Raw genomic sequence first — 13,896 nt, 5'->3', positions numbered from 1 at the left:
AAAATGCCTCATCGCCAGAATAAGCGATGAAGCATTTTTTGCGTTTCTTTTCAAATTCAGCTTGAGGTATTATTTTTGATTGCCACTCAAGACCAGGTCAGTCATTATTTCTGCACTTTCTCCAAAAACAGAGAAATAATTCCTTTCTTTTCCTTCTCATGTGCCTTGTTATACAAAGATCTGCACCATTCTGTGATAACTTCGATTACGACCGGAGAGAAGGTCATCAGGATAAATACCAGGATGATCATTCCGAACTCCAGTGAGCCAAGTGCAAGCAGGTTCTGCACACATACGGCTGCAAAGAAGAAAATAAACTGCATACCGTAAATAATGATTTTCCTGTACCTGCTAAGCGGCGCGTATACCGTCTTCAAAGCTGCCATGTAATTCCATCCTGTTACCAGGAAACAGGCTGTACTCAGCATTACATTGCTATGGTAAACGTTCTGGCAGACCAGCATAATGGTAAATACACATCCCGTGATGGTGACTGCTGCTGGGAATGCATTCATAAATACATAACGCAGAAAACCACTCTCAATCTTGTTGAAGTTGTTTTCCTGGGCGAGCAGGAAGGTTGGGATACCCACTGCACAGGCACTGATCAGGGACATCTGAATTGGCTCAAACGGATAGCTATCGCCCCAGAAAATAGTAATCAGACACAGCAGCGCAGAGAAAATAGTTTTGATCAGGAACATGGAAGCTGCGGTGCGGATGTTGTTCACCACACGGCGTCCCTGGTTCACAATCTCCGGCATAGCAGCGAAATTAGAATCCATAAGGACTACATTTGCAATGTTCTTGGCAGCGTCACTTCCCTCTGCCATAACTACGCTGCAGTCTGCCTCTTTCAGTGCCAGAACATCGTTCACACCGTCACCGGTCATGGCAACTGTATGCTTCTGTTTCTGAAGGGCAAGCACCATCTCTTTCTTCTGCTGCGGGGTTACACGGCCGAATACGGAACACTCTGCAACGGCACGCTCCATATCCTCCGGTGTAGTGATAGTGGTGGCATCAATATATTTATCTGCATTCTCCAGGCCTGCTTTTTTTGCAATGGCAGAAACAGTCACAGGATCATCACCGGAGATCACTTTCAGATCTACGCCCTGGTCTTTGAAAAATGCCAAGGTTTCAGGGGCATTATCCCTGATAATGTCAGTGAGCATAAATAACGCAACCGGCTTTAACCCTTCCGGAAGCTCATTCTCCCGATTCAGGTTTGGGCTATGCGCCAACACCAGAACACGTAAGCCTTCTTTTCCATAAGCAGCACACTGCTTGATCAAGTCTTCATTTCCATCCGGAAAAAGGAACTGAGCAGCACCCATCAGATAAGTTCCTTCTGTTTTAAAGGCTACACCGCTGTATTTGCGGTCTGAGGAAAACGGAATGCAATGATCTACCGGCATGTCCGTTCTTCTGGAGAAGCGTTTGTGGAGTGCATCTGCGGTGGCATTCTTATCCTTTAAAACGGACATCATGTTTGCCATGACACGCTCGATCTCGCCCATGGTCAGTTCTGGCTGGGCGCCGCTGATGGCCAAATCAGTATTGACATTGCCCTGTGAATCTTGTGCTGACAGCTGTTCAGTAGTTCCCATAACAGCTCCTATCTGCAATTGTGCCGCAACCACGGATACTTCAGACTGCGCCTCTGCAGCTGCCATTTCTGGAACTTTCTGAGCTTGATTCGCTGTTCCATTTATTGTACTTTCGCTTATATTCTCATTTTCTGCTTCCGGAGTCCTGATCTCCATACCCTCCACATAGGGCTGTACCTGCTCCACACACATGGTACCGGCTGTGATGGTTCCGGTTTTATCCAGACAGAGGGTATCCACTCTCGCCAGAGTCTCAATACAATACAATTCCTGCACCAAAGTATTCTTACGGGTCAGCGTCAGCGCACCAAGAGTCAGCGCCACACTGGTAAGGAGCACCAGTCCCTCAGGGATCATTCCAAGGACAGCAGCCACCATATTCACTACTGCATCCCGGATTCCGTTTCCCGCAATGTAATATTGCTTATAAAACAACAGCATTCCCATAGGAACTATGATCACACTTATAGTCTTCAGAATCGCATTCAGGGAATTACGAAGTTCTGAGTTATGACGTTTAAATTCCTTAGCCTCGCTGGTAATCTGAGATGCGTAATTATCCTTGCCAACGTGGATAACCTGACAGCAGGCCTCTCCGGATGTGACAAAGCTTCCTGAAAAAAGCTCGTCTCCTTCATTTTTCTGAAGGTTATCCGATTCACCGGTCAGTAGGGATTCATTGACCTCAATACTGCCCTCAAGCACCTTGGCATCTGCAGGCACCTGATCTCCTGTTTTCAGAAAAAGGATATCGTCCAGAACCAGCTTCTCCGTGGAGATAGACCATTTTTTGCCTTCACGCAAGACCACTGCCTTGCTCTCCGTAAGGATAGCCAGCTTATCCAGCGTCTTTTTCGCACGCACTTCCTGGATGATTCCGATCACCGTATTGATCACAATAATCCCCATGAACATGGAGTTCTTATAGGAGCCAACCAGCAATACCATAATCATCAGAGCCAGGTTCAGAAAGTTGAAAAATGTAAGCACATTCTCCCTTATGATCTGCTTATAGCTTCTTGTGTTAGGGTTCTCATTGGCATTGATTTTCCCCTCTTCAATTCTTTGTTGTACCTGTTCGTTTGTCAGTCCTGTCATCGTTACTTCCTTCATTCTTATGTTTTCTTTAAGGATGTTTCGTTTTTACTCTTTTTCTTTCCTGGAGCATGTTAAAAAAATCAGATTACTGCTCACAGAAGTATACTTCGCGTAACTTTATTATAAGCAGCAACAAATTCAGGGCAGATGATAACATCCGCCCTGATGAATTCTCTTTACGGTCTGCCTCATCTTTACCACCTATTTATCTGTAACGAAATAAATCTGCTTAAGGATTCGGTTTCCTGTAAAAAATATTATTCTTTTGTATCGATGACGACACCTCACAATTACTGCAGTTCGCAGTAACTATTAATACTCTTCTTCCTCTGCCTCTTCACCCTCATGGATGTCAGACTTCGGTTTCTTCAGACCTTCGATCTCAATGTGATGCTTCTGTGCGTAATCCCACAGTGCAGCATGTACAGCCTCCTCTGCAAGAAGAGAACAGTGTACTTTCACTGGCGGAAGTCCATCAAGAGCCTCCATAACAGCCTTGTTGGTAAGCTTCATAGCTTCCTCGATGGTCTTACCTTTTACCATCTCAGTAGCCATACTGCTGGTTGCAACTGCAGCACCGCAGCCAAAGGTTTTGAATTTGCAGTCTCTGATAATATGTGTCTCATCATCGATATCCAGGAAAATTCTCATAATATCGCCGCATTTGGCATTTCCTACTGTACCGACACCGCTTGCATTCTCTATTTCTCCAACATTACGTGGATGCTGGAAATGATCCATTACTTTCTCACTATACATCTTTTTTTCCTCCTGGCAAGTGTTTTAATCAAATTTTTTATTTTTTTAACTATTCAGCAGGCACTATTCCGCGAGGTGTTTTTTGTGAACGTAGTTCACAGAAAGCCCGAGAATGTCGGCGCGAAATCATGCAAAGCATGATTTCTGTGCATCGCGAAGCGTGTAACTGTGAAGGTACTGAACAGTTACTGTTTTTTTATAAAATCTTCATATAATGGAGACATTGATCTCAGGTAAGCTACGATTTCTTTCAGCTTATCTACTACAAAATCAGCATCTTCCATGGTAGTCTCCTCGCTTAAGGTCATACGCAGGGAACCATGTGCAATCTCATGCGGGAGTCCGATTGCCAGAAGTACATGGGACGGATCCAGAGAGCCTGATGTACAGGCGGAACCGCTGGATGCACAGATGCCATAATTGTCAAGCATGAGCAGCATGGACTCTCCTTCGATGAACTGGAAGCTTACATTTACGTTATTTGGAAGACGTTTGGTACGGTCACCATTTAATTTCACATACGGAATCTCTTTCAGGATTCTTTCAATGAAATGATCTCTTACCTGAATCTCTTTGTCTGTACGTTCTTTCATAGTGCGGACTGCACGATCTGCAGCAACACCGTAACCTACGATTCCAGGAACATTCTCTGTACCTGCGCGGCGCTTTCTCTCCTGCGCTCCACCGTGTACAAAGGAACGGATCTTAACACCCTTACGGATGTAAAGGAAGCCGATTCCCTTCGGTCCATTCAGCTTGTGTCCACTGGAGCTGAGCATATCGATTCCTAATTCATCTACATTGATCGGCACCTGTCCAAAAGCCTGTACTGCATCTGTGTGGAAAAGGATGCCGTGCTCTTTGGCAATTGCACCGATCTCTTTGATTGGCTGAATAGATCCAATCTCGTTGTTTGCAAACATAACGGAGATTAGGATGGTCTCTGGTGTGATTGCTTTCTCAAGCTCGTCAAGCTTCACAATACCATTCTCATCTACATCAAGATATGTGATCTTCGCTCCGCGCTCTTTCTCAAGATATTCGCAGGTGTGAAGGATTGCATGATGCTCGATCTTGGTTGTGATGATGTGGTTTCCTTTGGATTTATATGCTTCAAAGGTGGCTTTCAGTGCCCAGTTATCAGACTCTGAACCGCCAGCTGTGAAATAGATTTCTTCTTTCTTGGCACCAAGTGCATCTGCGATCTGGCCTCTTGCCTTGCTGACGCCTTCTTTGCTCTTGGATGCGAAGTCGTAAATGCTGGATGGATTTCCATACATTTCGGTAAAATAAGGAAGCATTGCTTCTACTACTTCCGGAGCGGTCTTGGTAGTAGCCGCATTATCCAGATATATCATTTTTCCCATTTTTCTTCCTCCTGGTTTATTGGTATCAATTCGATATGAAAGACTCCCGGGAAAGGGTTATTTCATCTATCTCCTTAGGTACTTTTCTATTTCCTAGTATTTCTCTTGGATTTCTATCCCACTTTACCAGATAATAGCAGTTCTGTCAAGGCACATTTACAGCATAAACTAACTAAAAGGATGAAGAGGATAGGCGGATTCTTATGTCTGACAAACTTTTTATCAAAGGAACCCTGATTCTTACTCTTACCGGCCTTGTCAGCCGCCTGATGGGTTTCTTCTATAGAATATTCTTATCTCATACTATTGGTGCACAGGGAGTGGGAATTTACCAGCTTACGCTTCCGGTTCACGCAATCGTACTGGCAGCCTGCTGTATGGGCATTCAGGCTGCTATTTCCAGGCTGTGTGCCTCTTTCACTGCCCTTGGAAAAGAAAAAGAGTCCAGAGATGCGCTGCTTCTTGGAACATTTCTTTCGATGGCACTTTGCGGACTTTTATCTTTTCTGGTCTATTGGAATGCAGATTTTGTGGCTTCTGCTTTGTTAAAAGAGCCGCGTACTACGGTTCTGCTTCGTATTCTTGCCTTTAGTTTTCCTTTTGCAGCCTTGCATTCATGCGTAAACAGCTTTTATTATGCCAGAAAAACGACTGGAATTCCAGCTTTTATCCTGCTTCTTGAGCAGACTTCCCGGATTGGCAGCACTTACGTGATCTACCTGATTCTGATTTCCCAGAAAAAAGAGATTACCCCTGTAATAGCGGCCGGAGGTGCACTTTTCAGTGAGCTTACAGCCACTGCAGCATGTATGTTGGCGCTTGGGCTGGATTTTTCCAGGGAAAATTACAAACCAGCCGCCAGACTGCTTCGACGTATTTTACGAGTATTTTCTCGTATAAACAAAGGCACTCACAGAAATTCACCTTCTGCTGTAAAATATATTTCACATATACAACCAGCTTCTGCCAAAAACAATACTGCCACTTCCATAAATGCTCTTATAAAAGAGATCGCCCAGATTGCAGTTCCCCATTCTGTCAACCGGCTGCTGCTTACCTTACTCTCTGGCATCGAAATGGTTCTTATTCCCCAAAGACTGCTTCTGGCTGGAATAAATCGGACTGATTCCCTGTCTGTGTACGGAATTTTTACCGGAATGGCGCTGCCGCTGATTCTTTTCCCGGCAACACTGACAAATTCTGCCTCTGTTATGCTGATGCCTTCTGTGGCTAGTTTACAGGCCCTCGGTCATGAAAAAAAAATCCGTCATGTGATCCGCCGCACCTGTGAAAACTGCTTTTTCTTCGGAGCCTTCTGTACATTCTTTTTCTTTATTTTCGGAAAATCACTGGGAAATTTTCTTTTTCACAGTGAAACTGCGGGGATTTACATAAGGACGTTAGCTTTTATCTGCCCTTTTCTTTATACAAATACTGCACTGGAAAGTATTCTGAACGGCCTCGGGCGCCCGGATACCTGCCTTTTTCACAATATTGCAGGAGTGTGTATCCGAATTGGATTTGTTTTCTTTTCCATTCCTGTGCTTGGAATCCGTGGATATTTTTACGGAATGCTCCTTTCCCAACTAATTCTTACCTTGCTTCATTTCATTTATCTAAACAGACTGGAGCGTGTTTGAAAAATCATTCCTGCAATTTGCCTATCGACATTTTTTCCATCATAGTCTATAATATTGAATCGAAAACAAATTTTGCCGATAAAAGGAGAAAATACCATGGGATTTGAATTCATCAAAAAGCTTCCAACCCCCGACGAGATCCGCAACCAATATCCCATTGATGCAAAGATCAAGGCACTGAAAGAGAAACGTGATCAGGAAATCCGTGACGTATTCACCGGAAAATCCGATAAATTTCTTGCAATCATTGGTCCCTGTTCTGCAGATAATGAAGATGCTGTATGCGACTATCTGCTGAGACTTCGCAAAGTTCAGGACAAGATCGCGGATAAAGTTTTAATCATTCCTCGTGTTTATACAAATAAACCCCGTACTACCGGAGAGGGTTATAAAGGAATGGTACACCAGCCAGATCCGGAGAAAAAACCTAATATGCTTGCCGGTCTTGTTGCCATCCGTAAAATGCACATCCGCGCTATTGAGGAGAGCGGATTTACCTGTGCGGACGAGATGCTTTACCCAGAGAACTGGCGTTACCTTTCCGATCTTCTTTCCTATGTTGCTGTAGGAGCACGTTCTGTTGAGGATCAGCAGCACCGTCTCACTGTCAGCGGTATGGATGTTCCGGCGGGAATGAAGAATCCTACAAGTGGTGACTTCAGTGTTATGCTGAACTCTGTTGTTGCAGCTCAGGGAAGCCATACATTTATCTACAGGGGATGGGAAGTTGAAACTACTGGAAATGAGTTGACACATACCATTCTTCGTGGTGCTGTAAACAAACACGGAGAAGCTATTCCCAACTACCATTACGAAGATCTTCGTCTTCTTTTCGAGAAATATTCCGCTAAGAACCTGAAGAACATGGCTACCATCGTGGATACCAACCATTCCAACTCCAACAAGCAGTATGAGCAGCAGATCCGTATTGCCAAAGAAGTTCTTCACAGCCGTCAGGTTGATTCTGATGTTCGTGGGCTGGTAAAGGGTCTTATGATCGAAAGCTACATTGAGCCAGGCAATCAGAAGATCGGACCAAACCATGTATATGGTAAATCCATTACAGATGCTTGTCTTGGATGGGAAGAATCTGAGAAGCTGCTTTATACAATCGCTGAGATGTGCTAGCGCCTGTTTGAAAAATCATTTCCGCAATCTACACGCCCCACTTTGCGGTATATTTTCAAAAATAAAATTTATTTATCTCCTGTATTCTGATTTCGGAATGCGGGAGATTTTTCAGACACGCTCTAATATCTTTCGATAGAATTTTCGGTCAAACATTTTTATAATACAAGAAAGAATCTTACTTTGCAGAATTTTCATTACATAAAAAAGAATCCTGCTTGCAGGCTTCTCCGCCTGCGGCGGGTCGCCTCGAGCGACAACTACCTTTCCGCCGCAGTGCGATCCTGCCCGGTAGGGCTTTTTATGTAATAGGAAATTCCAACGGAATTTCCTATTACATAAAAAACTGCCCACAGGTCTCTCCCATGGACAGTTATCATCTTATTCGATCTTCTCAATGTCTTGGATGTGCTTTCATATACACATCTCGCATCCGGTTAATATTCATGCTTAAATATACCTGAGTCGTAGAAATATCGGAATGTCCCAGCATTTCCTGGACGCTTCGGATGTCTGCTCCATTCTGCAGCATATGTACTGCAAAAGAATGTCTCAATGTATGTGGCGTAATATCTCTGTGAATTCCAGCCTCCTGGGCATAGCCTTTCAGCATTTTCCAGAATCCCTGACGGCTCATGGCCTTACCGGAGCAATTTGTGAACAGCGCATGCTCTGAATCATCTTTCACAAATACCTTACGTCCCTCTTCAAGATAAAGATTCAACGCTTCCTTGCTTACATTTCCAATCGGAATGATACGCTCTTTATTCTCCTGGCAAACCACATAGCCAAGCTGAAGGTTTACATCTGTGGTCTCCAGATGGATCAGTTCGCTGACACGCATACCAGTGGCATATAAAAGCTCTAACATAGCCTTATCCCGAATTCCCTTAGGCGTAGTCAGATCTGGCTGCTTCAAAAGATCGTCAACTTCCTGAATACTGAGAATCTCCGGAAGCTTCTTCTCTACCTTTGGAGATTTCAGATTATCTGTGGGGTTCTCTTCCATCTTCCTAAGTGCAAACATGTGTTGAAAAAAAGCACGCATGGAAGCAACACTTCTTGAAATAGTGGATGACGCGAAGTTCTCTTTCTCCATATAATCCATGTATCCCATAAGATCAAATTCACGGACATCTTCCGCTTTCATAATCCCCTTCATTTCCAGGTATGCAGCCATCTTGTTCAGATCCCGCTGATAGGAAACCTCTGTATTCTGGGATGTTTTTTTCGTATTATGTAAGTATTCAATAAACTCGCGTATTTCCTGTTCCATATTGTTTACTTCCTGTCTCTTTTGTTATAAATTCATTTCATATAGTCCATGATCATACTGCTTTAGACCATGTTTGAAAAAGATTCTGGAGCGTGTTTGAAAAAGGCTTTCTGTAAGATGTGCGTCACAATTTGTGGGAGATTTCGCCCGGAATTCCTATTGTCCATTGCATTTGCTCTTTCACGCTTTATTGCAGGAACGGGCTACCTCCCCACAATAACTGATCTTAAAATGTATTTGTATTATACTTTGTAATTGACATAAAATCAAACCTTTTTTTCGGCCAAAAATCGTATAAAAACAAGCTTTTTTTGCCCATTTTACAAAATAGCGTCGCTTTTATGGTAACCAATACTATATCTTGTATTTTTCATATTATTCTCATTCAAAAAATTTCGAAAAATCCAGAATTTTGTTTAAAATCCATGGATTTACACGCCATTCCAAAAGAATTCCCACACCGTATAAAGCTGTATATAAGAGCACTTTCAGGAGATAAGCGCTTACTTTCTGTGGAAAAATTCCATGATTGCGCCAGATTCCCATAGATTCCCTGTAGACCATCTGATACACCGAATCCCATAATGGCAGATAGATCAGATAATGCGGAAAAAGAAGTGCTACGGCAACTGCGCCTCCGGTAAGTCCGAACTGCAGAATAGACATGGAAAATACGATTCCCAGTCCAATTCCGGTAAAAAGCATCGCCATAATTGCCATAGGGACTCCAAATACAGTAAAACCACAGATTAGAGAAAGGAAAAAAATCCCACCGCGCATCCAGAGAATCTGCAAAAGATAATCGATTCCTCCTGCTTCTGTTTTCCCATAGGTTTCCAAAAGGTACACTGCGGAAAATGCCTGCTGCTTCCAGGAAAAACGGTATATAAAGTTCGGGATCAGCATTCCTGCAAGAAATCCTGCAAGCAGCAAAGTCAGTCCTGGAAAAAAACTTTTCTTTTTGATACTGAGTAAATTTTCCATATATTCACCCTGTACCATTGTACGCAAGCGATGATTTGATTATGAATTACATAAAAAAATTCTTTTTGATTTTCCATGAATCAGCCCATGCAAGCATAGCTCGTTCATGGCTGCCGTCCGGGACTTTCATAATAAAAACCGCCTCCGCATCCTTCATATAGTATGAAAAATGCGGAAGCGGTTTCTTAATATTTCTTAATGTAAATTAACTCCGATTATTTGGCATAATCAACAGCTCTGCTCTCGCGGATCACATTGACTTTGATCTGACCCGGATACTCAAGCTCAGCCTCAATCTGCTTCGCTATGTCTCTTGCGAGAAGTACCATCTCAGAATCATTCACATGCTCAGGAACTACCATAACACGGATTTCTCTACCAGCCTGGATTGCAAAGGATTTCTCAACCCCCTTGAACTGATTGGTAATATCCTCAAGCTGCTTCAGTCTGTTGGTATAAGTCTCCAGTGTCTCTCTTCTGGCACCTGGACGCGCCGCGGAAATCGCATCTGCTGCCTGCACGATACAGGCAATAAGGCTCTCTGGCTCCACATCACCGTGGTGTGCTGCTACCGCATTGATCACAATAGGTGATTCCTTATATTTCTTACAAAGGTTTACACCAATCTCAATATGGGATCCCTCAACTTCATGGTCAATAGATTTACCGATATCATGAAGCAGACCGGCACGTTTCGCCATGCGCACGTCTACACCAATTTCACCGGCAAGCAGACCGGAAAGCTGTGCTACTTCAATAGAATGCTTCAGCGCATTCTGTCCATAACTTGAACGGAATTTCATACGTCCAAGAAGTTTCAGAAGCTCTGGATGAATACCATGAACTCCAACATCCATAGCTGCATTCTCGCCATCCTCGCGGATCTGAGTTTCAACTTCTTTCTGTGCCTTCTCAACCATTTCCTCGATTCTGGCCGGATGGATACGTCCATCTACGATCAGTTTCTCAAGTGCTACTCTTGCCACTTCACGTCTGATAGGATCAAATGATGAGAGAACTACTGCCTCAGGAGTATCATCAATGATAAGGTCTACACCTGTCAGGGTCTCCATAGTACGGATATTACGTCCCTCACGTCCGATAATACGTCCCTTCATCTCATCGCTTGGAAGCTGCACTACGGAAATAGTAGTCTCGGCAACATGGTCTACCGCACATTTCTGAATGGCATTTACCACATATTCCTTGGCTTTCTTTCCTGCCTCTTCCTTCGCCTGGCTCTCAAGTTCCTTGTAAAGTCTGGCAACATCAACTTTAACATCGTCTTCCACAGATCTGAGCAATTCTTCTTTTGCCTGTTCGGAGGTCAGACCGGAAACACGTTCCAGTTCCTGTACTCCTTTCAGCTCGAGTTCATCTACTCTCTTTTCTTTCTTCTGCAATTCAGCAAATCTCGCTGTGCACTCTGCCTCGCGCTTCTCAACTGCTTCAGCTTTCTTATCAACGGTTTCTTCCTTCGATAAGACACGCTTCTCATATTTCTGCAGTTCGTTTCTACGTTCCTTGGTTTCCTTCTCCAGTTCGTTCTTTGTACGGAGAGATTCTTCCTTTACTTCCAATAAAGTTTCACGTTTCTTTGTTTCGGCCGCTTTTAAGGCTTCATCAATGATGCCTCTGGCCTTTTCTTCAGCTGACCCAATCGTTTCTGCGTCTTTCTTAACTTTGTTATCCACAGAAACTTTACTAGTAATAGGAACTGCAATCAGTAGAGTGGCTACTACAGCGACAACTGCAACAATAATTGTTGTCACAGGAGCACCTCCTCAATATTTAGTTTTCATTGTGCAATCACAACAATACAAGTTTATCTTTTTTTTAGAATTATGTCAAGTTTTTCTACACAAAAATGAAATTTATATTTCGTCAAGGGTTCCTGTGAAAGTACTGAACAGCTGAATTTTGTTAAAAATTCCTCTCACAGGTAATATTCATCTCTTCAAGTACATGGGATATGTCCCCATAGGAAAAACCTCTTCTCTGAAGAAATCCCTGGAGTCTGCGCATTCCTTTTTCATCCAGAACAGTATCTGGCTGGCACTTCTTCTCTACTGCAACGCGGAGAATGGCCAGTTCATCTGGCTCTTCAATCTCTGCTGCCTCTTCCCAGGCTGCAAGGGCAGTCTCGCGGTCAATTCCTTTCCCGGAAAGCTCCTGGAGAATCTTCTGACGGCTCTTGGTTCCCATGCGGAAGGAAATATAATTCATGGCATAGCGGTAATCGTTCAGATACCCATAGGAACGCACATAGTTCATGGCATCCTCTGTGGCTTCTGCTGAAAAGCCTGCCTGACGCAGCCGGTCAGACAGGCCTTTCTCTGTACGGTCCATATGCTCCAGAAGAAGCATTGCCTTTCTTCTGGCATTCTTTTGCTCTTCAGGTGTAACCGCCATATTTTATTCCTCTTCTGCTGCCGGAGCGTCAGATTCTGGTGTAGTTTCTTCTTGCTTCACATCCTGCTGCTCTTCTTCCTCACCTGGAAGAAGGTGATAATGGATACGAACCTTGCGTTCAATCTCATCGCAGATGTCCGGATGCTCTTTCAGGAACAGCTTAGCATTCTCACGTCCCTGGCCGATCTTATTTCCTTCGTATGCATACCATGCACCGCTCTTATTCACAATGGAATTCTCAGCAGCAAGATCAAGGATATCCCCTTCCTTGGAGATGCCGGTACCAAACATAATATCAAACTCAGCCTGCTTAAATGGCGGAGCAACCTTATTCTTAACAACCTTGATCCTGGTGTGGTTTCCAACCATCTCGCCGCCCTGCTTCAATGTCTCTACACGGCGTACATCAAGACGTATGGATGAATAGAACTTAAGGGCACGTCCACCAGTAGTTGTCTCCGGGTTACCAAACATAACACCAACCTTCTCACGGAGCTGGTTGATAAAGATCACAACGCAGTTAGACTTACTGATAATAGCGGTCAGCTTACGAAGTGCCTGTGACATCAGACGTGCCTGCAAACCTACATGACTGTCTCCCATGTCACCATCAATCTCTGCCTTGGGAACCAGAGCTGCAACGGAATCCACGATGATAATGTCAACTGCACCGGAACGAACCATGGTCTCTGTAATCTCCAGAGCCTGCTCACCATTATCCGGCTGGGAAATGTAAAGATTATCAATATCTACGCCGATGTTCTTCGCATATACAGGGTCAAGAGCATGCTCGGCATCGATAAAACCGGCAATTCCGCCTCTTTTCTGAACCTCGGCTACCATATGTAATGCAACAGTGGTCTTACCACTGGACTCTGGTCCGTAGATTTCTATAATACGTCCCTTCGGCACACCGCCTACCCCAAGTGCAATGTCAAGGCTCAGGGAACCGGTAGGAACAGTCTCCACCTGCATATTGGCACTGGACTCACCCAGTTTCATTACAGAGCCCTTGCCATATTGCTTCTCAATATGTCCAAGAGCCGCTTCCAGCGCTTTCTTCTTCTCTTCATTTATCATTATTCCGATCTCCTATTCTTAATAATCAGACAAGTCCGTAGTAATTTCTGTAATCATTAACCGGACTGTATAACCTGTTACCATTCACAAAAGGCACCTGGCAGAACCTTATCCGTGAACAGCAGCCAGGATCTGTTACTGTTCACTCCGTTCACAGTAACGCGCTTCGCGATGCACAGAAATCATGCAAAGCATGATTTCGCGCCGCAATTCTCGGGTTTTCTGTGAACTTTGTTCACAAAAACACCTCGCGGAACGTTACCAGTGAACAGCAGCCAGGATCTTCTTGCTTGCGCAAATACGAACCTATGTTCGCTTCTCTGTAGTACATACTATCTTAAATCAGTTCACTTGTCAAGCCCCTACTCGCCATATAAAAATTTTATTTTTCATGTTAAGCCAAACGAACTGTAAAGTTATTTTCACCGGTGGAATCATCCCGGAATACGGGTGTGAAATTCTTGTATACCCGGAGACAGACAAAACTCCGGTAAATTTTGAAATGAATCGTATACGACTTTTTTATTGTCGTTTTCCTG

The 13,896-nt window shown here is 43.9% G+C and carries 11 protein-coding genes and 1 pseudogene; 3 read left to right on the top strand and 9 right to left on the bottom strand.

Features of this window, described 5'->3' with window-relative positions; all coding sequences use genetic code 11:
* Nucleotides 1–104: 104 nt before the first annotated feature.
* The 3 genes from LIZ66_RS01745 to nifS all read right to left on the bottom strand — a co-directional run bounded on the left by LIZ66_RS01745 (nt 105) and on the right by nifS (nt 4,837).
* Nucleotides 105–2,726, bottom strand: a complete 2,622-nt coding sequence (locus LIZ66_RS01745; RefSeq protein ID WP_226837143.1) for a cation-translocating P-type ATPase — start codon at nt 2,724–2,726, stop codon at nt 105–107.
* Between the two features lie 297 nt (nt 2,727–3,023).
* On the bottom strand, nt 3,024–3,470 hold the full coding sequence (nifU, locus tag LIZ66_RS01740; protein WP_118580961.1) for a Fe-S cluster assembly scaffold protein NifU: 447 nt from the start codon (nt 3,468–3,470) through the stop codon (nt 3,024–3,026).
* 185 nt (nt 3,471–3,655) lie between these two features.
* Nucleotides 3,656–4,837, bottom strand: a complete 1,182-nt coding sequence (gene nifS / locus LIZ66_RS01735) for a cysteine desulfurase NifS (protein ID WP_148462508.1) — start codon at nt 4,835–4,837, stop codon at nt 3,656–3,658.
* 203 nt (nt 4,838–5,040) lie between these two features.
* On the opposite strand from nifS, the gene LIZ66_RS01730 reads away from it, so the two are divergent.
* Nucleotides 5,041–6,477: an MATE family efflux transporter gene (locus LIZ66_RS01730; RefSeq protein ID WP_226837141.1), complete on the top strand. Its 1,437-nt coding sequence runs from the start codon at nt 5,041–5,043 to the stop codon at nt 6,475–6,477.
* A 96-nt stretch (nt 6,478–6,573) separates the two neighbouring features.
* Complete coding sequence (locus LIZ66_RS01725) at nt 6,574–7,605, top strand: 3-deoxy-7-phosphoheptulonate synthase (protein ID WP_118580970.1); 1,032 nt, start codon at nt 6,574–6,576, stop codon at nt 7,603–7,605.
* A 394-nt stretch (nt 7,606–7,999) separates the two neighbouring features.
* Here the strand turns inward: LIZ66_RS01725 and xerD are convergent, their stop codons facing one another.
* Together xerD and LIZ66_RS19735 are read right to left on the bottom strand one after the other, a co-directional pair.
* Nucleotides 8,000–8,881 (bottom strand): site-specific tyrosine recombinase XerD, encoded by an 882-nt coding sequence (xerD, locus tag LIZ66_RS01720; protein ID WP_173718393.1) that lies wholly within the window; start codon nt 8,879–8,881, stop codon nt 8,000–8,002.
* A 24-nt stretch (nt 8,882–8,905) separates the two neighbouring features.
* Nucleotides 8,906–9,019 (bottom strand): annotated as a pseudogene (locus LIZ66_RS19735) (DUF6783 domain-containing protein); the annotation flags it as partial.
* Here LIZ66_RS19735 and LIZ66_RS19730 point away from each other — a divergent pair.
* Nucleotides 8,978–9,136 carry a DUF6783 domain-containing protein gene (locus LIZ66_RS19730; protein WP_368072541.1) on the top strand — a complete coding sequence of 53 codons (159 nt, stop codon included), beginning with the start codon at nt 8,978–8,980 and terminating at the stop codon, nt 9,134–9,136. The pseudogene LIZ66_RS19735 and the gene LIZ66_RS19730 overlap by 42 nt on opposite strands.
* 126 nt (nt 9,137–9,262) lie before the next feature.
* Here LIZ66_RS19730 and LIZ66_RS01715 read toward each other — a convergent pair whose 3' ends face one another.
* The 4 genes from LIZ66_RS01715 to recA form a co-directional block, all read right to left on the bottom strand.
* Nucleotides 9,263–9,865 carry a stage II sporulation protein M gene (locus LIZ66_RS01715; RefSeq protein ID WP_173773253.1) on the bottom strand — a complete coding sequence of 201 codons (603 nt, stop codon included), beginning with the start codon at nt 9,863–9,865 and terminating at the stop codon, nt 9,263–9,265.
* Nucleotides 9,866–10,080: 215 nt separating this feature from the next.
* Nucleotides 10,081–11,625, bottom strand: a complete 1,545-nt coding sequence (rny, locus tag LIZ66_RS01710; protein ID WP_408609631.1) for a ribonuclease Y — start codon at nt 11,623–11,625, stop codon at nt 10,081–10,083.
* 163 nt (nt 11,626–11,788) lie between these two features.
* Nucleotides 11,789–12,277: a regulatory protein RecX gene (locus LIZ66_RS01705; RefSeq protein WP_187565773.1), complete on the bottom strand. Its 489-nt coding sequence runs from the start codon at nt 12,275–12,277 to the stop codon at nt 11,789–11,791.
* A 3-nt stretch (nt 12,278–12,280) separates the two neighbouring features.
* Nucleotides 12,281–13,357, bottom strand: a complete 1,077-nt coding sequence (recA, locus tag LIZ66_RS01700; RefSeq protein WP_118580990.1) for a recombinase RecA — start codon at nt 13,355–13,357, stop codon at nt 12,281–12,283.
* Between the last annotated feature and the right edge of the window lie 539 nt (nt 13,358–13,896).

Origin of the sequence: Blautia faecis (assembly GCF_020554845.1) — a bacterium.
In the GTDB taxonomy this organism is placed as follows: Bacteria; Bacillota; Clostridia; order Lachnospirales; family Lachnospiraceae; genus Blautia_A; species Blautia_A faecis.
Note: the sequence above shows the minus strand (reverse complement) of the source record. Positions and strands in the feature narration are given on the sequence as shown.